At 70.4% G+C, this 20,952-nt stretch carries 20 protein-coding genes and 1 riboswitch; of the genes, 10 read left to right on the forward strand and 10 right to left on the reverse strand.

Annotated elements, in window-relative coordinates; genetic code table 11:
- The first annotated feature begins 38 nt into the window (after window positions 1-38).
- The 5 genes from H9658_RS11160 (at window position 39) to H9658_RS11180 (ending at window position 7,204) form a co-directional block, all read left to right on the forward strand.
- Complete coding sequence (locus H9658_RS11160; RefSeq protein ID WP_191825538.1) at window positions 39-2,438, forward strand: heavy metal translocating P-type ATPase; 2,400 nt, start codon at window positions 39-41, stop codon at window positions 2,436-2,438.
- A gap of 43 nt (window positions 2,439-2,481) precedes the next feature.
- Window positions 2,482-2,694, forward strand: a complete 213-nt coding sequence (locus H9658_RS11165) for a heavy-metal-associated domain-containing protein (protein WP_191825400.1) — start codon at window positions 2,482-2,484, stop codon at window positions 2,692-2,694.
- 132 nt (window positions 2,695-2,826) lie between these two features.
- Complete coding sequence (locus H9658_RS11170; protein WP_191825401.1) at window positions 2,827-3,930, forward strand: PLP-dependent cysteine synthase family protein; 1,104 nt, start codon at window positions 2,827-2,829, stop codon at window positions 3,928-3,930.
- 61 nt (window positions 3,931-3,991) lie between these two features.
- Entirely contained in the window at window positions 3,992-6,016 is a 2,025-nt protein-coding gene (locus H9658_RS11175) for a M3 family metallopeptidase (RefSeq protein WP_191825402.1), read from the forward strand.
- Window positions 6,017-6,331: 315 nt separating this feature from the next.
- Window positions 6,332-7,204: an SH3 domain-containing protein gene (locus tag H9658_RS11180; RefSeq protein WP_225209899.1), complete on the forward strand. Its 873-nt coding sequence runs from the start codon at window positions 6,332-6,334 to the stop codon at window positions 7,202-7,204.
- 45 nt (window positions 7,205-7,249) lie between these two features.
- Here H9658_RS11180 and fabB read toward each other — a convergent pair whose 3' ends face one another.
- Window positions 7,250-8,458, reverse strand: a complete 1,209-nt coding sequence (fabB, locus tag H9658_RS11185; RefSeq protein ID WP_179568700.1) for a beta-ketoacyl-ACP synthase I — start codon at window positions 8,456-8,458, stop codon at window positions 7,250-7,252.
- Window positions 8,458-8,973 carry a 3-hydroxyacyl-[acyl-carrier-protein] dehydratase FabA gene (gene fabA, locus H9658_RS11190; RefSeq protein WP_191825403.1) on the reverse strand — a complete coding sequence of 172 codons (516 nt, stop codon included), beginning with the start codon at window positions 8,971-8,973 and terminating at the stop codon, window positions 8,458-8,460. The genes fabB and fabA overlap by 1 nt, the downstream gene beginning before the upstream one ends.
- Window positions 8,974-9,179: 206 nt before the next feature.
- Here fabA and dinB point away from each other — a divergent pair, with 206 nt between their 5' ends.
- The gene (dinB, locus tag H9658_RS11195) at window positions 9,180-10,241 is read left to right on the forward strand and encodes a DNA polymerase IV (protein ID WP_179568696.1); all 1,062 of its coding nucleotides are present in this window, start codon (window positions 9,180-9,182) and stop codon (window positions 10,239-10,241) included.
- 52 nt (window positions 10,242-10,293) lie between these two features.
- On the opposite strand, the gene H9658_RS11200 is transcribed toward dinB, so the two are convergent.
- Window positions 10,294-11,241, reverse strand: a complete 948-nt coding sequence (locus H9658_RS11200; RefSeq protein WP_191825404.1) for an MBL fold metallo-hydrolase — start codon at window positions 11,239-11,241, stop codon at window positions 10,294-10,296.
- A 144-nt stretch (window positions 11,242-11,385) separates the two neighbouring features.
- Window positions 11,386-12,021, reverse strand: a complete 636-nt coding sequence (locus H9658_RS11205) for an NAD(P)-dependent oxidoreductase (RefSeq protein WP_191825405.1) — start codon at window positions 12,019-12,021, stop codon at window positions 11,386-11,388.
- A 103-nt stretch (window positions 12,022-12,124) separates the two neighbouring features.
- On the opposite strand from H9658_RS11205, the gene H9658_RS11210 reads away from it, so the two are divergent.
- Window positions 12,125-13,027, forward strand: a complete 903-nt coding sequence (locus tag H9658_RS11210; protein ID WP_191825406.1) for a LysR family transcriptional regulator — start codon at window positions 12,125-12,127, stop codon at window positions 13,025-13,027.
- 44 nt (window positions 13,028-13,071) lie between these two features.
- A complete protein-coding gene (gph, locus tag H9658_RS11215; protein ID WP_191825407.1) occupies window positions 13,072-13,725 on the forward strand; it encodes a phosphoglycolate phosphatase in 654 nt (217 codons plus the stop codon).
- A 150-nt stretch (window positions 13,726-13,875) separates the two neighbouring features.
- On the opposite strand, the gene H9658_RS11220 is transcribed toward gph, so the two are convergent.
- The 3 genes from H9658_RS11220 to H9658_RS11230 all read right to left on the reverse strand — a co-directional run bounded on the left by H9658_RS11220 (window position 13,876) and on the right by H9658_RS11230 (window position 15,617).
- Complete coding sequence (locus tag H9658_RS11220; RefSeq protein ID WP_318241315.1) at window positions 13,876-14,616, reverse strand: MBL fold metallo-hydrolase; 741 nt, start codon at window positions 14,614-14,616, stop codon at window positions 13,876-13,878.
- A gap of 120 nt (window positions 14,617-14,736) precedes the next feature.
- Complete coding sequence (locus H9658_RS11225; RefSeq protein WP_191825409.1) at window positions 14,737-15,063, reverse strand: hypothetical protein; 327 nt, start codon at window positions 15,061-15,063, stop codon at window positions 14,737-14,739.
- Between the two features lie 8 nt (window positions 15,064-15,071).
- The gene (locus H9658_RS11230) at window positions 15,072-15,617 is read right to left on the reverse strand and encodes a sugar ABC transporter (protein WP_191825410.1); all 546 of its coding nucleotides are present in this window, start codon (window positions 15,615-15,617) and stop codon (window positions 15,072-15,074) included.
- Window positions 15,618-15,757: 140 nt separating this feature from the next.
- Here H9658_RS11230 and H9658_RS11235 point away from each other — a divergent pair, with 140 nt between their 5' ends.
- Complete coding sequence (locus tag H9658_RS11235; protein WP_179568658.1) at window positions 15,758-16,657, forward strand: LysR substrate-binding domain-containing protein; 900 nt, start codon at window positions 15,758-15,760, stop codon at window positions 16,655-16,657.
- 199 nt (window positions 16,658-16,856) lie between these two features.
- Here the strand turns inward: H9658_RS11235 and btuB are convergent, their stop codons facing one another.
- The 3 genes from btuB to H9658_RS11250 form a co-directional block, all read right to left on the reverse strand.
- Window positions 16,857-18,728 (reverse strand): TonB-dependent vitamin B12 receptor, encoded by a 1,872-nt coding sequence (gene btuB / locus H9658_RS11240; protein WP_179568656.1) that lies wholly within the window; start codon window positions 18,726-18,728, stop codon window positions 16,857-16,859.
- A gap of 110 nt (window positions 18,729-18,838) precedes the next feature.
- A riboswitch (cobalamin riboswitch) is annotated at window positions 18,839-19,055 on the reverse strand.
- A 26-nt stretch (window positions 19,056-19,081) separates the two neighbouring features.
- Window positions 19,082-19,498: a TfoX/Sxy family protein gene (locus H9658_RS11245; RefSeq protein WP_179568654.1), complete on the reverse strand. Its 417-nt coding sequence runs from the start codon at window positions 19,496-19,498 to the stop codon at window positions 19,082-19,084.
- A gap of 7 nt (window positions 19,499-19,505) precedes the next feature.
- Window positions 19,506-19,988: a GAF domain-containing protein gene (locus tag H9658_RS11250; protein ID WP_191825411.1), complete on the reverse strand. Its 483-nt coding sequence runs from the start codon at window positions 19,986-19,988 to the stop codon at window positions 19,506-19,508.
- Between the two features lie 188 nt (window positions 19,989-20,176).
- Between H9658_RS11250 and bioD the strand changes: the two genes are divergently transcribed.
- Entirely contained in the window at window positions 20,177-20,872 is a 696-nt protein-coding gene (gene bioD, locus H9658_RS11255; RefSeq protein WP_191825412.1) for a dethiobiotin synthase, read from the forward strand.
- Window positions 20,873-20,952 lie beyond the last annotated feature (80 nt).

The raw sequence follows: 20,952 nt of genomic DNA on the forward strand, positions 1-20,952 counted from the left end.
CCGCCAACACCGCCACGGTGAGCCTGCCGGTGCAGGGCATGAGCTGTGCGTCCTGCGCCGTCGGCCTGGAGCAGGCACTCAAGCAGCTGCCCGGGGTCGATGCCCAGGCCAATTACGCCGCCGCGCGCGTGCGCCTGGACTACGACCCGCAGCAGGTGGATGCGCAGGCGCTGCTGCAACGCATCGGCCAGGCCGGCTACACGGTGCCGACGCAGATGCTGACGCTGGACCTCAGCGGCATGAGCTGCGCGTCCTGCGCCGCCGCGATCGAAACGGTGCTGGCGAACACGCCCGGGGTGATCGCCGGCAGCGTCAACCTGGCCTCGGCCAGGGCGCGTGTGGAGTACGTGGCGGAACTGGTGGCGCCGGCCGGGATCGTCGCGCGGATCGCCAGCGCCGGCTTCGGCGCCAGCGTCGTGCGCGAGATGGATCAGGCCCAGTTGCAAGCGCGCGAACAGGCCGAGCGCCGCGCCTGGCATCGCGAGCTGGGCCGCTTCGCTGCCGCGGTGCTGCTGACCCTGCCGTTGTTCGTGCAGATGTTCGGCATGCTGGACATCTCCGCCATCGCGCATGCGCTCGGCGGCCAGCACGCCGAGCCGCTGCCGCGCTGGCTGCAGCTGCTGCTGGCCACGCCGGTGCAGTTCTGGCTCGGCGCGCGCTTCTACCGGGCCGGGTTCGCGGCCTTGCGCAACGGCCGCGCCAACATGGACGTGCTGGTCGCGCTCGGCACCAGCATGGCCTACCTGTACAGCGCCGCGGTCACCGTGTTCGGCCTGGCCGGCCAGCATGTGTATTTCGAGGCAAGCGCCTCGATCGTCACCCTGATCCTGCTCGGGCGCTTGCTGGAAGCGCGCGCCAGGCGCAGGACCTCCTCGGCGATCCGCGCGCTGCTCGACCTCAAGCCCAAGACCGCCAAGGTGGAGCGCGACGGCGCGATCGTGGAAGTCGATGCCGCCGAGCTGATCGTCGGCGACGTGTTCGTGGTCGCCGCCGGCGAGCGCGTGCCGGTGGACGGCGAGGTGCTCGACGGCCGTTCCAGCGTGGACGAGGCGATGCTGTCGGGCGAGGCGATGCCGGTGGCCAAGGAGCCGGGCAGCCGCCTGTTCGCCGCCACCGTGAACCAGTTCGGTATGTTGCGCGCGCGCGCCACCGGGGTCGGCGCCGACACGCTGCTGGCGCAGATCATTCGCATGGTCGATGCGGCGCAGGGCTCCAAGGCGCCGATCCAGCATCTGGTCGATCGCATCGCCGGCGTGTTCGTGCCGGTGGTGATCGCCATCGCCATGCTCACCCTGGCCGCGACCTGGTGGCTCAGCGGCAGTTTCGCCACCGCGCTGGTGCATGCGGTGGCGGTGCTGGTGATCGCCTGTCCGTGTGCGCTGGGCCTGGCCACGCCGACCGCGATCATGGTCGGCACCGGCGTGGGCGCGCGGTCCGGCATCCTGATCCGCAACGCCGAGGTGCTGGAGCGCGCGCGTGCGTTGACCACGCTGGTGCTGGACAAGACCGGCACCCTGACCGAGGGCCGGCCGCAGGTGACCGCGATCGGCGTGGCGGACGGTGGCGATGCGACGGCGCTGCTGCGCCTGGCCGCTGCGCTGGAGGTCGGGTCGGCGCATCCGCTGGCCGATGCGATCGTGCGGCGCGCCGCCGACGACGGCGTGCGCGGGACGCCGCCTCTGCCGGTGGCCGCGGTCGAGACGCTGCCCGGCAAGGGCGTGCGCGGCCGCGTCGCTACCCGCGAGGTGGCGCTGGGGTCGCTGGCGTGGCTGCGCGAGCTGTCCGTGCAGGTGCCCGACGCGGCGCTGCTGCAGCGGGCCGAGGCGGCGCAGGCGAAGGGCCAGAGCGTGGTCGCGGTCGCGCTGGACGGCCGCCTCGCCGGTTACATCGCCATCGCCGATCCGCTGCGCGACGGTGCCCTCGAGGCGGTGGCGCGGCTCAAGGCGCGCGGCATCGACGTGGTCATGCTCAGCGGCGACAACCGCCATGTCGCACAGGCCGTGGCCGCGCAGGTCGGCATCGCGCGGGTGCTGGCCGAGGTGTTGCCGCAGCACAAGGCCGAGGAGGTGCAGCGCCTGCGGGCCGAACCCGGCGCGCACGTCGGCATGGTCGGCGACGGCATCAACGACGCGCCGGCGCTGGCCGCGGCCGACGTCAGCTTCGCCATCGGCGCCGGCTCGGACATCGCCGTGGAGGCGGCCGACGTGGTGCTGGTGCATGGCGACCTGGACGGCGTGGCCACCGCCATCGACCTGTCCGCGGCGACCTTGCGCAAGATCCGCCAGAACCTGTTCTTCGCCTTTTTCTACAACGTGCTCGGCATCCCGCTGGCCGCGTTCGGCCTGCTCAATCCGGTGCTCGCCGGTGCGGCGATGGCGCTGAGTTCGGTCTCGGTGCTGGCCAATTCCCTGCTGCTGAACCGCTGGCGGCCGCGCTGAGCGCGGTGCGGCGGCAACACTCTTTCCACACGAGGACACTGCAATGCGCCATCTCGAATTGACCGTTCAGGGCATGAGCTGCGGCGGCTGCTCGGCGCGGCTGAAACGGGTGCTGGACGCCAGCGCCGGGGTCGCCGCGGCCGAGGTGGTGCTTGACGGCGGGCGCGTCGGCGTCGATTACGATGAGGCCCGCACCGACGCCGCGGCGATCGAGCGCGCCATCGTCGATGCCGGTTTCGGCGTCGCGGCCCGCTGAGCGGCGCCGCGCCACCCGGGGGCAAAGCCGCAGCCGCCAGGTGAACGTCGCCACGCCCCGGCGCCCGGCGCAGCCCCGGGGCATGGGACGGGCGTGTATCGTGGACGCGATTTTTCCGTCCTGCGCACCGCCATGACCCCTCGCGATTGGGTGGCCAACGCCATCCAGAAGATCGAAGCCGATTTCAACCGTTCGGCCGACACCCACCTGATTCCGCTGGACCTGCCCGGTTTCCCCGGCATCGACCTGTATTTCAAGGACGAGTCCAGCCATCCCACCGGCAGCCTCAAGCACCGCCTGGCGCGCTCGCTGTTCCTGTACGCGCTGGCCAACGGCTGGCTGCGCGAGGGGCGCCCGGTGATCGAGGCCTCCAGCGGCTCCACCGCGGTGTCCGAAGCCTATTTCGCGCGCCTGCTGGGATTGCCGTTCATCGCGGTGATGCCGGCCGCGACCTCGCCGGAGAAGATCGCCGCGATCGAGTTCCAGGGCGGGCGCTGCCACCTGGTCGAGCGCGCCTGCGACCTGCACGCCGATTCGGTGCAGCTGGCCCGCGAGAGCGGCGGCCACTTCATGGACCAGTTCCTGTACGCCGAACGTGCCACCGACTGGCGCGCCAACAACAACATCGCCGAGTCCATCTTCCGGCAGATGCAGGAAGAACCGCACCCGGTGCCGGAATGGATCGTGTGCAGCCCCGGCACCGGCGGCACCGCCGCCACACTGGGCCGCTACGTGCGCTACCGTCGCCACGCCACCCGCATCCTGTGCGCGGATCCGGAAGTGTCGGTGTTCTTCGAAGGCTATTGCGAAGCGCTGGCCGGGCGCGACTACGCCGGCCTGGCCAGCACCGGCGGTTCGCGCATCGAGGGCATCGGCCGGCCGCGGGTGGAATCGAGCTTCATCCCCAGCTGCGTCGATGCGATGGTCAAGGTGCCCGATGCGCTGAGCCTGGCGGCGATGCGCTACGTGAGCGCGCGCCTGGGCCGGCGCGTCGGCGGCTCCACCGGCACCAACTTCGTCGGCGTGCTGCAGGCGGCGACGCGGATGCGCGAGCACCGCCGCAGCGGTTCCATCGTCACCATCCTGTGCGACAGCGGCGAGCGCTACGGGCACAGCTACTACCGGCCGGACTGGTACCGCGAGCACGGCATCGACGTGGAGCAGGCCGACGCGCAGCTGGCCGCGGCGGTGGCCGGCGCCGGGCTGCCGCCGCTGGCTTGTGCCGCGTTGTCCTGACCGCCATATCCCGACCATGGCCGGCGCCGCCGGCCCTTCCCCCGCTACCGAGATTCCCGCGATGACCAATCCCCTGCTCGATTTTTCCGGCCTGCCGCGCTTCGATGCGATCCAGCCCGAGCACATCGGCCCGGCGATCGATGCGCTGCTGGCCGCCGCCGAAGCCGCGGTCGCGCACGCCGAGCAGGTCGCGCCGGTGAGCTGGGACAGCTTCTTGGTGCCGCTGGACGACGCCACCGAGCGCCTGTGGCGCGCCTGGGGCCAGGTCAACCACCTGCAGGGCGTGGTCAACACCCCGGCGCTGCGCGAGGCCTACAACGCCAACCTGCCCAAGGTGACGCGCTTCTCCAGCGCGCTGGGGCAGAACCTGGCGCTGTTCGCGCAATACCGCGCGCTGGCCGCCACGCCCGAGGCCGCCGGCTACGACGCAGCGCGGCGCAAGGTGCTGGACAACGCGCTGCGCGATTTCCGCCTGGGCGGCGCCGAACTGGGCGATGCCGACAAGCAGCGTTTCGCCGCGATCCAGGAAGAACTGTCGGCGCTGTCGGCGAAGTTCTCGCAGAACGTGCTCGATGCCACCGATGCGTGGTCGCTGCCGATCGACGACCAGGCGCGTCTGGCAGGCCTGCCAGACGACGTGATCGCCGCGGCGCGCGCGGCGGCGGAAAAGGACGGCCAGGCCGGCTGGAAGCTGACCCTGCAGATGCCGTGCTACCTGCCGGTGCAGATGTACGCCGACGACCGCGCGCTGCGCGAGACCCTGTACCGCACCAATGCGATCCGCGCCTCGGAGTTCGGCGACGCGACGCTGGACAACAGCGCGGCGATCGAGCGCATCCTGGCGCTACGCGGCGAACTGGCCGGCCTGCTCGGTTTCGCCAGCTACGCCGAATATTCGCTGGCGACCAAGATGGCGCAGAGCCCCGACGAGGTGCTGGGCTTCCTGCGCGATCTGGCCGCGCGCGCCAAGCCGTACGCGCAGCGCGACCGCGCCGAACTGGAAGCGTACGCCCGCGAGCATCTGGGCCTGGACGAACTGCAGGCCTGGGATATCGCCTACGCCAGCGAAAAGCTCAAGCAGGCGCGCTACAGCTTCTCCGAGCAGGAAGTGAAGCAGTATTTCACCGAGCCGAAGGTGTTGGACGGCCTGTTCGGCGTCATCAATGACCTGTACGGCCTGCAGGTGCAGGCCGACAGCGCCCCGGTGTGGCATCCGGACGTGCGCTTCTTCCGCGTCAGCGATGCGCGCGGCCGCCTGGTCGGGCAGTTCTACCTCGACCTGTACGCGCGCGAGGGCAAGCGCGGCGGCGCCTGGATGGACGACTGCCGCAATCGCCGCGACCGCGCCGACGGCGTGCAGACGCCGCTGGTATACCTGGTGTGCAACTTCGGCCGCGGCGGCGACGGCAAGCCGGCCACCTTCACCCACAACGAAGTCACCACCCTGTTCCACGAGATGGGCCACGGCCTGCACCAGTTGCTGACCCAGGTCGGCGAACTCGGCGTGGCCGGCATCAACGGCGTGGAATGGGACGCGGTGGAGCTGCCCAGCCAGTTCATGGAGAACTTCTGCTGGGAATGGCCGCGGCTGCAGGCGATGACTGCGCACGTGGACAGCGGGCAGCCGCTGCCGCGCGCGCTGTTCGACAAGATGCTCGCGGCGAAGAACTACCAGAGCGGCATGTTCACCGTGCGCCAGCTGGAGTTCGCGCTGTTCGACATGCAGCTGCATCACAGCTTCGACGCCGCCGGCGACAGCATGCTGCAGCTGCTCGAACGCGTGCGCGACGAAGTCGCGGTGAACCGGCCGCCGGCATGGAACCGCTTCCCGCACCAGTTCAGCCACATCTTCGCCGGCGGCTACGGCGCCGGTTACTACAGCTACAAGTGGGCCGAAGTGCTCAGCGCCGACGCCTACGCCGCGTTCGAGGAAGCGCCAGACCAACTGGCCGCCACCGGCGCGCGCTTCCTGCGGGAAATCCTGGCGCGCGGCGGCAGCCGTCCGGCGCTGGAGAACTTCACCGCCTTCCGTGGCCGCGCGCCGGAACTGGACGCCTTGCTGCGGCACAGCGGCATGGCCGGCTGATCCACATGCGCCGCGCCGCAGTGCATGCGGCGCGGCGAGGCGCAAGCAGGGGCGATAGCGCACACATCCGCTTGTTGCGGCTTGCAATCCGACGATGCGCTTGGGCGCGTTCACGGCGGCGTGAGCGCACTTTCGCGCATGTCGTCGGTTCATTGCATCTCTTCCGGCCTCACATGCGGCCAGGCATGGCGGGCCCGATCGGGTTAACAGGTCCTTAGCGCATCGGCGTGCTAGAACATTGCCGAACACGATGGCTCGCACGAGCCCATGGAAGAAGCGCCGGCCACAGGGCCGGTCAGACACAGGAGGTTGGGCATGAAACGCTGCATCTGGATCGCGCCGTTGCTGCTGGCCGCCGCCGCGCCGGTACTGGCGCAGAGCAATGGCGGGTTCGCCCGCAGCGGCGCCAATCTGCGCGCAGGCCCGGCCAACGACTATCCGCGCGTCGCCACGGTGGTGGGCGGCGACAGCCTCACCGTCTACGGGTGCGTCAACGATTTTTCGTGGTGCGACGTGCGCTGGCGCGAGGCGCGCGGATGGTTGCCGGCCGGCGTGATCGAGTTCGACGCGCGCGACGGTGTCTTCGCTCCAGCCATCGGATTCGCCATCGATCCCTATTGGGACGCGCATTACCGTGGCCGGCCATGGGCCCGCGACCGCGCACGCTGGCGGCAGCAAGCGCAGGCCTCGCCATCTGCGCCGGCGCCGATGCCCGAGGCGCTCAAGCGCCAGCTGATCCCGCAACGCATCGCCGACACGCGCGGCTACCCGCCGGCGCCGCCCGCCGTGGAAGCGCCGGTGCAGTCGCAATGGGTGCCGCCGGGCGAGCGCATGTACCAGGCGCCGCCGCCGGATGCGCTCAACCCCAAGCGCAACAAGGAGCTGGCGCGCGAGTTGGAGCGACAACGGCGCGTGGCCGAGGAAGACGAGGCGAGGGGCATCACCCCGCCGCTGGGCAAGGTGCCTCCACCGCCCGCGCCTTCGTCGTCGAACGAAGCGTGGTGGCCCCCGTCACCGGCCGCCGTCGAGTGGGTCACGCAGCATCCGCCGAAACCGGCCGCGGCTTCGCCGCCGCCTACGCCACCGCCCAAGGCATCACCGCCACCGCCCGCGCAGGTACCGGCCAAACCGGAACGGAGCAAGGACGACAAGGCCAGCCACCGTGGCGTGAAGGAACTGGAGCGCTGAACCGGCGCAACCGGCGCAGCGCGTCGCCGGCGCGCACGGGTCCGATCAGCGCTTGCCGAACACCAGCGCGGCGTTGGTGCCGCCGAAGCCGAAGCTGTTGGACATCACCGTGCGCAAGGTCGCCTCGCGGCTCTCGCGCACGATCGGGAAGCCCTCGGCGCGCGGGTCCAGCGCGTCGATGTTGGCCGAGCCGGCGATGAAGCCGTCGCGCATCATCAGCAGGCAGTAGATCGCCTCGTGCACGCTGGCCGCGCCCAGCGAATGCCCGGACAACGCCTTGGTCGAGGACAGCGGCGGCACCGCATCGCCGAACACTTCGCGTACCGCGCCCAGCTCGGTCACGTCGCCCAGCGGCGTCGAGGTGCCGTGCGTGTTGAGGTAGTCGATCGGCGCGTCCACGCCCTGCATCGCCATCTGCATGCAGCGCACCGCGCCTTCGCCGGACGGGGCGACCATGTCGGCGCCGTCGGAGGTCACGCCGTAGCCGAGCAGTTCGGCATGGATGCGCGCGCCGCGCGCCACCGCGCGTTCGTAGTCCTCCAGCACCAGCATGCCGCCGCCGCCGGCGATGACGAAACCGTCGCGCTCGGCGTCGTACGGACGCGAGGCCACCGCCGGGCGGTCGTTGAAGCCGCTGGACAGCGCGCCCATCGCGTCGAACATCAGGCTCATGGTCCAGTCCAGCTCTTCGCCGCCGCCGGCGAACATCACGTCCTGCTGGCCGTGGCGGATCAGGTCCGCGGCCGCGCCGATGCAGTGCGCCGACGTCGCGCACGCCGCCGACAGCGAGTAGCTCACGCCCTTGATCTTGAACGCGGTGGCCAGGCTGGCCGAGACCGCCGAACACATCGTGCGCGGCACCATGTACGGGCCGACCTTGCGCACGCCGCGGTTGCGCAGCAGGTCCGCCGCTTCCACCTGCCAGTGGCTGGAACCGCCGCCGGACCCGGCGATCAGGCCGGTGCGCACGTCGCTGACCACGGCCTCGTCCAGGCCGGCGTCGGCGATCGCATCGCGCAGCGCCAGATACGCGTACGCGGACGCATCGCCCATGAAGCGCTTGAGCTTGCGATCGATCAAGGCCTCCAGGTCCAGCTGCACGTCGCCGGCGACCTGGCTGCGCAGGCCGTGTTCGGCCGCCTCGGGGTTGGCGCGGATGCCGGCGCGGCTGTCGCGCAGCGCGCGCGACACCGTGTCCAGGTCGTTGCCCAGGCATGAGGTGATGCCCATGCCTGTAATCGCGACGCGGCGCATCAGAACGCCTCCGTCGAGGTGAACAGGCCCACGCGCAGATCCTTGGCGGTGTAGATCTCGCGGCCGTCCACCGACATGCGGCCGTCGGCCACCGCCATCACCAGCTTGCGGTTGATGACCCGGCTGATGTCCAGTTCGTAGACCACCTGCTTGGCGGTCGGCAGCACCTGTCCGCTGAACTTCACTTCGCCCACGCCCAGCGCGCGGCCGCGGCCGGGCGCGCCGATCCAGGTCAGGAAGAAGCCGGTCAGTTGCCACAGCGCATCCAGGCCCAGGCAGCCGGGCATCACCGGATCGTCGATGAAATGGCAACCGAAGAACCACAGGTCCGGGCGCACGTCGAGTTCGGCGCGGACCATGCCCTTGCCGTGCGCGCCGCCGTTGTCGTCGATGTAGGTGATGCGGTCGAACATCAGCATCGGATCGTTGGGCAGGCGTGCGGCCTCGGCGCCGAACAGTTCGCCGCGCGCGCTGGCGAGAAGGTGTTCGCGTGAATACGAAGTGAGGCGGCTCATGAGCGAATTTCCCAGGGCAGACAGTCGAGGCGCGCAAGCGTGCACGACGCTCGCGCTTTCAATCAAACGTTTTATCCGTACGCACGCGTAGCGTAGGCAGTGCTGCAATGCGGCGCGCTGAGCGAAATCAAGGCATGCGTTCGCAGCGCATGCGCAGGCCTGGCTTATCATGCGGCTACCGTTCGCTGGCGTAGGGTGCAGGGCCGATGCGCAAGATCATTCACGTCGACATGGATGCGTTCTACGCGTCCGTGGAGCAGCGTGACGATCCCGCATTGCGCGGCAAGCCGGTGGTGGTGGCCTGGCGCGGCATGCGTTCGGTGGTGTGCGCCGCGTCCTACGAGGCGCGCGTGTTCGGCATCCGCTCGGCGATGCCGGCGTTGCGCGCCGAGCGCTTGTGCCCGGACGCGATCTTCGTGCCGCCGGATTTCGCGCGTTACAAGGCCGTGTCGCGGCAGGTGCGCGAGATCTTCCAGCGCCACACCGACATGATCGAGCCGCTGTCGCTGGACGAGGCCTATCTCGACGTCACCGCGCCGAAGGGCGAGCTGACCACCGCGACCGAGATCGCGCAGACCATCCGCGCGCAGATCCGCGAGGAAACCCAACTGACCGCTTCGGCCGGCATCGCGCCGAACAAGTTCCTGGCCAAGATCGCCTCGGACTGGCGCAAGCCCGACGGTCAGTTCGTGATCCGCCCGCACCAGGTGGAGGCGTTCCTGACGCCATTGCCGGTCGGCAAGGTGCACGGCGTGGGCAAGGTGATGCAGGCCAAGCTGGCGGCGCTGGGCATCGTCACCGTCGGCGATCTGCGCACGCACGGCGAAGCGGAGCTGGAAGCGCATTTCGGCAGCTTCGGGCTGCGCCTGTATCAGCGTGCGCGCGGCATCGACGAGCGTCCGGTGGAATCGGACCAGCAGGTGCAGTCGATTTCCTCGGAAGACACCTTCGCCGAAGACCTGGCGCTGGATGCGCTGGAGCCGGCGATCCGGCAACTGGCGGAAAAGACCTGGAACGCGACCCGCCGCACCGAGCGCGTCGCGCGCACCGTGGTGCTGAAGCTGAAGACCGCGCAGTTCCGCATCCTGACCCGCAGCTTCACCCCGGAGCAACCGCCGGAATCGCTGCAGGCGCTGACCGATATCGCGCTGGCCTTGCGCCAGCGCGTCGACTTGCCCGCGTCCACGCGCTACCGCCTGGTCGGCGTGGGCCTGGCTGGCTTCCACGAGCGCGAGCCGGGGCAGGCGCAGGGGCGGCTGTTCCGTTGAGCTGCGCGCCGGCGCCGGCGGTCGTGTGCGCCGCTGCGCGCCGGCAGTTCGTTCATGGCCAGCGCAGTTCGCCCTTGGCCACCTTCGCGCTGAGCTGCAGCGTCTCCACGCCGCCCAGCTGCGGATAGCGCTGCCGCATCGCCGCGACCAGCGCGGCCGCATCCTTGGCCTTGGCGGTTTCCTGGTCGAAGGCGCGGATGTAGTCGGCGGTGAAGCGCACCGCGGCCAGGTCCTGCGCCGCGCCCGGCACGAAATGTCCGGGAATCACCCGCTGCGGCTGCAGCGCCTGGATCCGTTGCAGCGTGGCCAGCCACTGCGCATGCGATGCCGGAGTCTGCGTATCGGCCATCCACACGTGTTCGCCGGCCACCACCGGGATCCCGCCGAGCACGGTCTTGATCGACGGAATCCACACGAAGGTCCGGTCCGGGCTCGCGCCGTCCAGGCCGACGATCTGCAGGTCGCGGCCTTCCAGCAGCAGGCGGTCGCCGTGCAGCGGCTGCGGCAGCACGATGCGCTGCGGCGCGTCGGCACCCAGCTTCGGCGCCCACACCTGCAGCTTCTGCGCCTGGGTCTGGCGGATATGCGCGACGGTCGCCGGGCTGGCCAGCAGCTTGGCCTGCGGGAATGCCTGGGTCAGCACGTCCAGGCCGAAGTAGTAGTCCGGATCGCCGTGGCTGACGTAGATCGTGGTCAGGCGCTTGCCGGAGGCGCGGATTTGCGCGACCAGGGCGCGCGCATCGGCCGCGGAGAACTGCGCATCGACCAGTACCGCGTCCCTGGCGCCGCTGACCAGCACCGAGGCGACGCCGAAGATCGCGTTCGCGTCCGGGTGGTAGACCTGCACCTGCAGCGGTGCGGCGGCCGGCTGTGCGGCGCTGGCGGCGGTAGTCGCGGCGTGGGCGGCGGTGCCGGTGGCGGCGTGCGCGGCGGCGGCGCCGGCGAGACCGAGGGCAAGGATCAGCGTAGCGCTCAGGCGCGACAACGAAAGGGACGGCATGCGGAACTCCATCGGAGAAGGCGACGCCACGCGTCGGCATGGCGTGCGGGAAGCGGGCCGCGACCGAGCTGCGGCCGCGGCGGGAGGGGGGGGCGACTGCGTGGCGCCATCGGCACGCGCGCAGCCGCCTGCCCGGCGTTGCGCTCAGTACGCGGCGGTGGCGATCTGGCGCAGGTACTGCGGGCGCTCGATCTCGTCGACGAACGCGCTGGCGTAGTCGGCATAGCTGATCGCGCTACGGCCCTGCGCATCGCTGAGCAGCGCGGTGGCCTGGGTGCGCACGCCGCCGCGCTGGTCGCCGGGGCCGATCTCGGCGGCTGGCGCGAAGAAGGTCCACTCCAGATCGGTAGCGGCCTGCAGATGCTGCAGGGAGGCACGGTGCGCCAGCGCGTAGGGCTTGTAGGCGTCGGGGAAGTTCGGCGTGTCCACCAACTGCACGCCCGGCGCCACCTCCAGGCTGCCGGCGCCGCCGACCACCAGCAGGCGCTGCACGCCGGCGTCGCGGGCGACCTCGATCAGCGCCTGGGCGACGGCCGGAATGGTATCGGCGGCCGCGGCGCTGGGGCCGTAGGCGCTGGCCAGCACGTCGTGGCCGCGCACCGCGGCGGCGAGGGCGGCGCGGTCGTCCAGCGACGCGAGCACGATGCTGGCGCTGTCCAGTTCCGGCGGCAGCGGTTGCGTGCGGCGGACCAGCGCGGTGACCGCGTGGCCGCGGCGCAGGGCTTCCTGGGCGATATGGCGGCCGATGTTGCCGGTGGCGCCGAACAGGGCGATGTGCATCGAGGTTCTCCGGGGAGGGTGGACGGGATGCGCACAGCCTAGTCCTGGCAATTAGCGCGATAAACAGCGTATAAGTCGCCAATTTGTTGCATGGAACGATCAAATGGACCGTCTGACCGCGATCGCGGTGTTCGTCGAAGTCGCCGAGCGCGGCAGTCTCACCGCGGCCGCCGAGGCGCTGGACCTGTCGCGGCCCATGGTCTCGCGCCATCTGGCCGAACTGGAGCGCTGGCTCGGCGCGCGCCTGCTGCACCGGACCACGCGGCGGGTGACCCTGACCGGCGCCGGCGAGACCGCGCTGGCGCGGTTCCGGCCGATGCTGGCGATCGGCGCCTCGCTGCGCGACGAGCTGGCCAGCGACGACCCGGAGCCGCACGGACAGCTGCGCGTCACCGCCTCGGCCTCGTTCGGCCAGGCGCATCTGGCCGCGGCGGCGGCCGAGTTCGTGGCCCGCTACCCGCAGGCGCGGGTGGACATGCTGCTGGCCGACCGCACGGTCAACCTGGTCGAGGAGCGCATCGACCTGGCGGTACGCATTTCCCACCGCGTCGACCCTGGGCTGATCGCACGGCGCCTGAGCGTGTGCCGCTCGGTGCTGTGCGCCGCGCCGACCTATCTGCAGCGGCATGGCGCGCCGCACAGCGCCGCCGACCTGGCCGCGCACAACTGCCTGGGCCATCACTACGTGGGCAGGCACGAATGGCCGCTGCGCTACCGCGGCGAACCGGTGTCGGTGGCGGTCAGCGGCAACTTCACCGCCAACGAAGCCACCGTGCTGCTGGAGGCGGTGCGCGCCGGCGCCGGCATCGCCATGCTGCCGACCTACCAGGCCGCGGCGCTGCTGCGCAGCGGCGAATTGCAGCGCGTGCTGCCCGACCACGAACTGGACACGATGGACATCTTCGGCGTGTACGCCTCGCGCCGGCAGCAGCCGGCGATCGTGCGCGCGTTCCTGGATTTCCTGGTCGCGCGTTTCGGCGAGGTGCCGTACTGGGATCGCGACTGAGCGCGGCGCCTACAATGGGCGCTGCTTTCGCACCCGGGAACGACATGACATTTCCGTACGCGCTGGTGGTGTTCGATCTGGACGGCACCCTGGTGGACAGCGGCGCCGATATCGCCGAAGCGCTCAATCGCACCCTGGCCGACTTCGGCCTGGCGCGCGTGCCCGAAGCCACCGTGCTCGGCTGGATCGGCGAGGGCGTGCGCAAACTGGTCGAGACCGCATGGCGGCATGCGCACGACGCCACCCCGATCGACGCGGTAATGCCGGCTTTCATGCGCCACTACGAAGAATGCCTGTTGCGCAGCCCGCGCCTGTATCCGGGCGTGGCCGAGGCGCTGGCGCAGTTGCGCGCGCGCGGCGTCACGCTGGCGCTGTGCACCAACAAACCCTCGGCGTTCGTGCAGCCGCTGCTGCGCCATCTCGGCGTGGCCGATGCGTTCGCCGCGGCGCTCGGCGGCGACAGCCTGCCCGAGCGCAAGCCCAGCCCGCTGCCGCTGCTGCATCTGGCGCAGCAGTTCGCGCAGCCGCCGGCGCACTGCCTGATGGTCGGCGATTCCGGCACCGACCTGCAGGCCGCGCACGCCGCCGGCATGCCGGCCGCACTGGTGCGCTACGGCTATCCGCGCGACCTGGACCTGGCCACGGCCGATGTGGCGCTGCTGATGGACGACATGCGCGAGTTGCTGGCGCTGGGCTGACGCGGGTCGGCCATTGCGCCTGGCCGGCCATTTTTCGCCGCCTGCAAGGCAACCGCAGCGGTTTCGCCGGGTCGGGGCGTGGCCGGCAGTCGTCGACGCGGCCATCACTGATTTGCCGTGACTGCCCGATCCACGCGGAAGACGCACTCCTCATGCCGCATAGGTCATCGCATAGGCCGCGTTGGTTCGCTCGATGCGTGCGAAGCCGAGTTGGCCCAAGTGCATGCCGGCGATCAGGAGCCGCTCCGCGCTGACCAGGTCCAATAGCCGCGACCGTGTCGCGGCCGCAACAGCCGGGTCCTGATCGAAGACGATCGCCACCTCCGGATGCGGCACCTGGATCTGCGGGAAATGCACGATGTCGCCCCAGACCAGCAGGCTGCGATCGCCGGCGTCGAGCCGATAGCCCGTGTGCCCGGGCGTGTGCCCTGGCAGCGGCAGGGCGGCGATGCCAGGAAACACCTCGCCTGCATCGAAGATGCGCAGCCTGTCGCGATAGGCGTCGAACACCTGGCGCGCGAGCAGGAAATTGCCGCGGGCGCGCGCGGCAGCGCGGCTCAGGTTGCCGTCGTCCTGCCAGAACGCGACCTCCCGCTGTTGCACGACCAGTTCGGCGTTCGGGAAGGCGACGTCTCCCGAGGCGTCGATCAGTCCCCCGACATGATCGGGATGGGCATGGGTCAGCAGGATCGCATCGATCTGTGCGGGGCGCAGACCTGCCAGCGACAGGTTGTCCAACAGCCGGCCGCCCCATTGCTTGAAGCCGCCGGCACCGGCATCGATCAGGATCGTGCGGTCGCGACCACGCACCACGTAACAGTTGATATTGACTGCGCAAGCGTCCTCCACCCGCCCATCGTTCTGCAGTTGCAGGGCGTCGGCCGGGTCCACGTGCAAGAGCGCGTCCAGGCCGACGCGCAGATAGCCGTCGCTGATGGCGGTGATGGTGAAATCGCCGATCCGCTGGCTCGGGAAAACGTCCTTCGTCATCGCATTTCTCCGGATCGCCGATCAGTTGCGTGCATGGATGCAGTGCGCCGCGTAGCCGAAACAACGGATGCGGGCCTCGAACCCGGTCGCTTGCCGGATGGCGTCGTCGAGTCCTTCCATGAACTGCGCCATTGTCGTCGGCGTACGCGCTGCGGCGAGCCGGTAGCGGACCTCCGCGAAGATCGGTCGGCCGCGACCATGCAGGACGGGGACGTAGATGACATGCACGTTCTCCACAGCGGCGAGAAGCAGGCCTGTGCACAGTTCGGTGCATTGCTCGGTCAGGTCCGAGAGCGCCGTGTCCGGCGGCATCGTGTGCGCCGGCAGGAAGAGGGTGACGTTCGGCATCGGTCGTCCTAGCGCGCCACGTCGGAGGCGCTGCCGTGGCCGCTGGTCAATTGCGCGGTCATCGGCGCGTAGACGTGCACGTCCTCCGGCAGCCGATCCATCGCAGGCAGCCTGGTGCGGTCTAGCGTCGCCAGCCAGCGGCGCTCCGGACATTTCTCCAATTCCACCGCATGCATGGCGCATGGAGTCAGTCCCAGCCCGATCAGCGGCTCGGCGCCGGTGGCACTCGACAACAGCACTCCGTGGCTGCCCACGGCGGGGGCCCGATCGAGGCCGGCGTAGAGGTTGCGGTGCCAGTCGACGATGTGCTGTTGCCAGCGTGCGAAGTTGCCGCCGCCCTTCCGGCGATAGTCCTCGCCGGTCAGGATGTGCAGGCCATCGATCGCGTGCACTGCCAGATAGGTGGGGTAGCCGCGGCGCAAGGCCTTGAAGCGTTGCGAACTGTGGAAGCCCTGCACCGAGATGAGCGCCGGCAGCTTGTCCAGGCTGTAGAAGTCGTTCCATTCCGCTTCGCTGGCGGGATCGGCAAAGCTGCATTCCACCGTGTAGATCATTGCGTCGGCCTTGCCTTTCGTTGATGTCCGCTCATGGTAGGCCGGCGTTTTCAGCGCGAATATCGATATTCGATCACGCTTCAGTGACTCGATGTCATGGTGGACGGGTCGAATGCCGTATCACCGCGTTGGAGCCGTACATGCGCCGCAAGATTCCCAGCCACTCCGCGCTCATGGCATTCGAGGCGGCTGCCCGGCATGCCAGCTTCGCGCGTGCGGCCGAGGAACTTGCCTTGACCGAAGGGGCGATCAGCCGCCAGATCGGCCGGCTGGAAGATTTTCTGGGCGTCACCTTGTTCGCCCGGATCGGCAACCGGGTCAGGCTCTTGCCGAACGGCGAGCGTTATGCGGCACAGGTGCGCGAGACGCTCGACCGGCTGGAACGCGACAGCCAGTACCTGATGGGCCAGCGCAGCGACGGGGCCAGCCTCGACATCGCCGTGCTCCCGACCTTCGCCACACGCTGGCTCATCCCCCGCCTGAAACACTTCCAGACCCGGCACCCGAACATCACCGTGCATCTGGCCGAGCGCATGCAGCCTTTCGTCCTGGCCGGCAGCGGTTTCGATGCGGCCATCCATTTCGAGCACCCGGCCTGGACGGGGATGCGCACGCATCGGTTGTGGCAGGAGGTGCTGGTGCCGGTCTGCCATCCGGCGCTGCTCGCTGGGAAAGACGCCGCGACGGCGCTCGACGCGTTGCCACGCCTGCATCGCCGCCAGAACCCGGACGCCTGGCAGCGCTATGCGCAGGAAACCGGAATGGGGCTGACGCATCCGGCGATCGGCGCCCGCTACGATCTCCACGCGATGTCGATCGAGGCGGCGCTGGCCGGTCTCGGTGTCGCGCTGGTACCACGCCTCTATGTCGCGGCCGAGCTGGCCGCCGGGCGGCTCGTTGCGCCATGGCCCGACGGCACGTCGATCTCCAAGACCTTCTGTCTTGTGCTGCCGGAACCGATCCGGTTGAACGATGCGCCAATCCAGATGCTGGCGGACTGGCTCATCGAGGAAGCGCGGACGTCGTCCCCCATGCCCTGAAGGCGGTGCCTGGGCCATGCCGCGCGACGCACGGCGAAGCCTATGGCGCGGCGTCAGACGCGACGGATGTTGCCAGCGGCGCCGGTGGCGCCCGATCGCCGAACCCGCGTTGGGCGAGACACGTCGCGTCGCGCGCGCATGCCTGCGATGCATGCATGCGCAGCGGGCCACGCCGTCCGGCGCAGCCCGCTGCGGGGGCTCAGCGCGCCGCCGGCGCGTAGCGCAGGGTCAGCGCGTACTCGCGGCCCGGCTGGTTGTACCAGCTGATGGTCTGGTAGTCGCGATCGAACACGTTGCTGGCCTTGGCCTGCAGCGTCCAGTCCGCCGCGAACGCGTATTCCACGCGCAGGTCCAGCGTGCCGTAGCCGGCCAGGCGCACGCTGTTGGCCGCGTCGTCGTAGCGGTGGCCGCTGCCGAACGCGGTGACGCCGAGCTTGACCGGGCCGAAGCCGCGGTCCACGTCCAGCCGCGCGGTGTCCTGCGCGCGCCGCGCCAGCCAGTTGTCGCGGTTGGCGCCGTCGCTGCGGTTGCGCGGATCGGTGTGGCTGAGCTGCGCCGACAGTTCCCAGCCGGCCAGCGTCGCGTAGCCGGTCAGCTCGGCGCCGCGGATCCGCGCCTTGTCCACGTTGACCGGCAGGAAGGTGGCGGCATCGTAGGAGATCAGGTCGTCGACCCGGGTCTCGTAGACGTTGAACGTCCAGTTCCAGCTGTCGGCGTACTGCGCCACGCCCAGGTTGCCGCTCTTGGACTTCTCCGGCTTCAGTTCCGGATTGCCGGAAAACGGGTAGTACAGGTCGTTGAAGGTCGGCGCCTTGAAGCCGGTGCCGAGGCTGGCGGTGAGCTTGAAGCCGCCGTCCAGCGCCAGGCCCCAGCCGAGGCTGCCGGTGGTGTGCTGGCCGAACTGCTCGTTGTCGTCGCTGCGCACGCTGGCCTGCACCTGCTGCGCGCCGAAGCGGCCCTGGTACTCGGCGAACACGCCGGTGTTGTCGCGCTGGTCCACGTCGAAGGCGGTGGTGCCGGTGACTTCCTCGCGCTGCCAGTCGGCGCCGGCGCTGAGCAGATGGCCTTCGGCCAGGCCGAAGTCGCCCTGCAGCGAGGCGGTGTCGCGGCGGCTGTCGAAGGTGCTGACGAAGCTGCGCGTGTCGCTGCCGGCGGCGTGGTAGTAGCTGTCGGCCTGGTCGGTGTTGCGGCCGAGCTGCGCGGCCAGGTGCACGCGCTCGGACGGGGTCCAGTCGAGCTTGCCGCCGAACACCTGCTGGGTGTTGTCGGCCTCGTTGCCGGCGAACAGCGCATCGCCGTCGTACTCGTTGCGGCTGTCGATGTTCAGCGCCTGGCCTTCGATGCGCAGCGTGTCGCTCAGCGCATAGCCGCCGCGCGCGCTGAGCGAGGTGTTGCGGTAGCCGTCGCGGTCCGGCTCGTCGACGTAGCAGCCGGCGAACAGGGTGGCCGAGCCGTTGCAGGCATTGATGCCGTCGGTCTTCTGGTAGCCGCCCTGCACCGACAGCCAGCCGCGCTCGCCGCGGTTGCTGAAGCCGGCGCTGGCCTCGCGCAGGCCGTTGCTGCCGGCGCCCAGGCTCAGGTTCTGCTGCAGGCCCTGGCCGCCGCGGCGGGTGAAGATCTGGATCACGCCGCCGATCGCATCGGAGCCGTACAGGCTCGAACGCGGGCCGCGCACGATCTCGATGCGGTCGATCTGGCTCAGCGGCAGGTCCTGGAACGCGGCCAGGCCGGCGCTGGCCGAGCCGATGCGCACGCCGTCCACCAGCACCAGCACGTGGTCCGATTCGCTGCCGCGCAGGCTCAGCGTGGTCAGCTTGCCCAGCCCGCCCTGGTTGGACACGCCGATGCCGGCGCGGCCCTGCAGCAGCTGCGCCAGCGACGTGGCCTGGCTGCGCTCGATCTCGGCGCGGTCGATCACCTGCGCCGGGACCACGCTGTCCTCGACCGAGATCTGGGTGCGGGTGGCGGTGACCAGGACTTGGTCCAGGTCGGTGGCGGCATCGGCGGCGAGCGCCAGCGAGGGCAGGGACAGGGCGGACGCGATCGCGACCGAAAGCAGGCGGAACGACATGGGGCAACTCCGGCGCGCGGACGCGCTGTGACGGCGAAGGAGTCGCGAACGGAAGGTGCAAGCGGACGGCGCCAGACGCGGCGCGGCACGCCGCGACGCCCTCCGCATCGCAACCAGTGAACTGCAAGGCCGGTCTCCGGGCTGGCGATCTGGGAGTCGGACTCCCGGCTGCGACGCCTTCCCATGCCCGAGGCACAGTGGCGCAAGTCGTCAGCGCGGATCGCTTACCGTTGCGGGGGCAGCGCCGGCCTTGTCGCAAGACGCACCGGCTTCCCGTTTCAACCTGCAGGCCGGAGCCGGCAGGTCACCTTGAAGCGGCGCGATTGTACGCGATCGCCGCTGTTGCGCGCGGATCAGCCGTCGTCGCGCTCGCTGGCGTGGCCGTCGTCGCGTTCGTGGTCGTCGGATGCGTCGTACGCGTCCTGCGCATAGGGCGTGTCGCTGCGGTCGCCGTCGCGGTCGAAATGGGTGGTCGCCACCGGTCCGGCCACCGGCAGGCCGCGCTGCGCCGGCAACTGCGCCGCCGCGGCGTCCAGCTCGCCGAGCAGTTGCGCGCGCCGCGCCTCGGGCAGTTCCTGCCAATGGCAGCCGGTCAGCGCCCCTTCCAGCGAATACAGCAGGTTGAGGCTGGGCTTGAAGCCGGCGCGCTTGACCTTCAGGAACGCGCCGACCGCGCCGGCCGCGGCCAGGTCCTGCTGCGTGCGCAAGCCGACCTGGCGCAGCCAGGCCGCGCTCTTGGGGCCGATGTTGCGCAGTTTTTCGGTGCTCATCGCCGGCTCATCGCAGTGCGCCGACGAAGACCTGCGCGATCGCTTCCAGGCCGTGCTGGTCGTCGGCATCGAAGCGCGCCAGGTCCGGGCTGTCCAGGTCGAACACGCCGATCAGCTCGCCAGCGCGCAGCAGCGGCACCACCAGCTCCGAGCGCGATGCCGCATCGCAGGCGATATGCCCGGGAAAGGCCTCGACGTCGTCGATGCGCTGGGTCTGGCCGGTGCTGGCGGCGGCGCCGCACACGCCCTTGTGCAGCGGGATGCGCACGCAGGCGGGCAGGCCCTGGAACGGCCCGACCACCAGTTCCTTGCCGTCGTACAGGTAGAAACCGACCCAGTTCAGCCGCGGCAGCGCGTGGTACACCAGCGCCGCCAGATTGGCGGCATTGGCGATGCGGTCGGGCTCGCCGCTGACCAGGGAACGGGCCTGGGCGAGCAGCTGGGCGTACTGTTCCGGCTTGCTGCCGGTGAGCGAAGAGGAAGCGAACATCACGCGAGTCTAGCAGCGGCCGATGGCGGCCTGTGCGCCGGCGCCTGTCGAGGCGCGAGGCAGGACCGCGGCCCGAGGCGCCAGTCCCGAGCGCACCGGCGAAAGGCCGGGCAGCGCTGACGCGGCGCGGCGCGCCGGCTATCCTGCGCGCCCGCGCCGCATGCGCCGACCTCGAGGATCCTGCCACGATGCGCTTCCCCGCCTTCTACGTCACCGGCACCGATACCGGCATCGGCAAGACCGTCGCCAGCACCGCACTGCTGCACGCGTTGCGCGCGCGCGGGCAGACGGCGGTGGGCATGAAGCCGGTCGCCAGCGGCTGCGAGCGCAGTGCGGACGGCTGGCGCAACGAGGATGCGCTGGCGCTGCAGGCGGCGAGCATGCCGCGCCCGGACTATGCCGACCTCAACCCCTACGCCTTGCCGCTACCGCTGGCGCCGGAACTGGCCGCCGCCGATGCCGGGGTGTGCGTGGAACTGGCGCCGATCGCCGATGCCTTCGCGCGGTTGCGTGCGCAAGCCGACGTGGTGGTGGTGGAAGGCGTCGGCGGCTGGGCGGCGCCGCTGTCGGCGACCCTGGAGCAGGCCGATCTGGCGCGCGCGCTGGCGCTGCCGGTGGTGCTGGTGGTCGGCCTGCGCCTGGGCTGCCTCAACCACGCCCGGCTCACGGCCGCGGCGATCGCCGCCGACGGCCTGCGCTGCATCGGCTGGATCGGCAACGAGATCGATCCGACGATGGAGCGCATCGACGCCAACATGCGCATGCTGCAGGAGCGGCTGCCGATACCGTGCTGGGGACGCTTGCCGTATCGGCCACATCCGGACCCGGCGGCGCTGGCGGCGTCGCTGCGCCCATGGCAGGACGCGCAGACAGCGCAGGACTGAATCGGCGTCTGGGCGGAAGCGCGCGCAGCGCAGGAACCGCTCTGCGAGGAAAGGGCTGTCGTGCAGGAGAGGCTTCAAGC

This window comes from Xanthomonas bonasiae (assembly GCF_014836395.1).
GTDB lineage: Bacteria > Pseudomonadota > Gammaproteobacteria > Xanthomonadales > Xanthomonadaceae > Xanthomonas_A > Xanthomonas_A bonasiae.

Bases quoted from the DNA above. Each gene is read 5' to 3' on its own strand.
- H9658_RS11165 (WP_191825400.1), top strand. From the start codon at position 2,482: ATGCGCCATCTCGAATTGACCGTTCAGGGCATGAGCTGCGGCGGCTGC.
- H9658_RS11245 (WP_179568654.1), bottom strand. From the start codon at position 19,498: ATGAGCACCGAAAAACTGCGCAACATCGGCCCCAAGAGCGCGGCCTGG.
- H9658_RS11210 (WP_191825406.1), top strand. From the start codon at position 12,125: ATGGACCGTCTGACCGCGATCGCGGTGTTCGTCGAAGTCGCCGAGCGC.
- btuB (WP_179568656.1), bottom strand. From the start codon at position 18,728: ATGTCGTTCCGCCTGCTTTCGGTCGCGATCGCGTCCGCCCTGTCCCTG.
- H9658_RS11225 (WP_191825409.1), bottom strand. From the start codon at position 15,063: ATGCCGAACGTCACCCTCTTCCTGCCGGCGCACACGATGCCGCCGGAC.
- H9658_RS11230 (WP_191825410.1), bottom strand. From the start codon at position 15,617: ATGATCTACACGGTGGAATGCAGCTTTGCCGATCCCGCCAGCGAAGCG.
- H9658_RS11180 (WP_225209899.1), top strand. From the start codon at position 6,332: ATGAAACGCTGCATCTGGATCGCGCCGTTGCTGCTGGCCGCCGCCGCG.
- dinB (WP_179568696.1), top strand. From the start codon at position 9,180: ATGCGCAAGATCATTCACGTCGACATGGATGCGTTCTACGCGTCCGTG.
- gph (WP_191825407.1), top strand. From the start codon at position 13,072: ATGACATTTCCGTACGCGCTGGTGGTGTTCGATCTGGACGGCACCCTG.
- H9658_RS11250 (WP_191825411.1), bottom strand. From the start codon at position 19,988: ATGTTCGCTTCCTCTTCGCTCACCGGCAGCAAGCCGGAACAGTACGCC.
- H9658_RS11160 (WP_191825538.1), top strand. From the start codon at position 39: ATGAGCTGTGCGTCCTGCGCCGTCGGCCTGGAGCAGGCACTCAAGCAG.
- H9658_RS11200 (WP_191825404.1), bottom strand. From the start codon at position 11,241: ATGCCGTCCCTTTCGTTGTCGCGCCTGAGCGCTACGCTGATCCTTGCC.
- fabB (WP_179568700.1), bottom strand. From the start codon at position 8,458: ATGCGCCGCGTCGCGATTACAGGCATGGGCATCACCTCATGCCTGGGC.
- H9658_RS11205 (WP_191825405.1), bottom strand. From the start codon at position 12,021: ATGCACATCGCCCTGTTCGGCGCCACCGGCAACATCGGCCGCCATATC.
- H9658_RS11170 (WP_191825401.1), top strand. From the start codon at position 2,827: ATGACCCCTCGCGATTGGGTGGCCAACGCCATCCAGAAGATCGAAGCC.
- H9658_RS11235 (WP_179568658.1), top strand. From the start codon at position 15,758: ATGCGCCGCAAGATTCCCAGCCACTCCGCGCTCATGGCATTCGAGGCG.
- fabA (WP_191825403.1), bottom strand. From the start codon at position 8,973: ATGAGCCGCCTCACTTCGTATTCACGCGAACACCTTCTCGCCAGCGCG.
- bioD (WP_191825412.1), top strand. From the start codon at position 20,177: ATGCGCTTCCCCGCCTTCTACGTCACCGGCACCGATACCGGCATCGGC.
- H9658_RS11175 (WP_191825402.1), top strand. From the start codon at position 3,992: ATGACCAATCCCCTGCTCGATTTTTCCGGCCTGCCGCGCTTCGATGCG.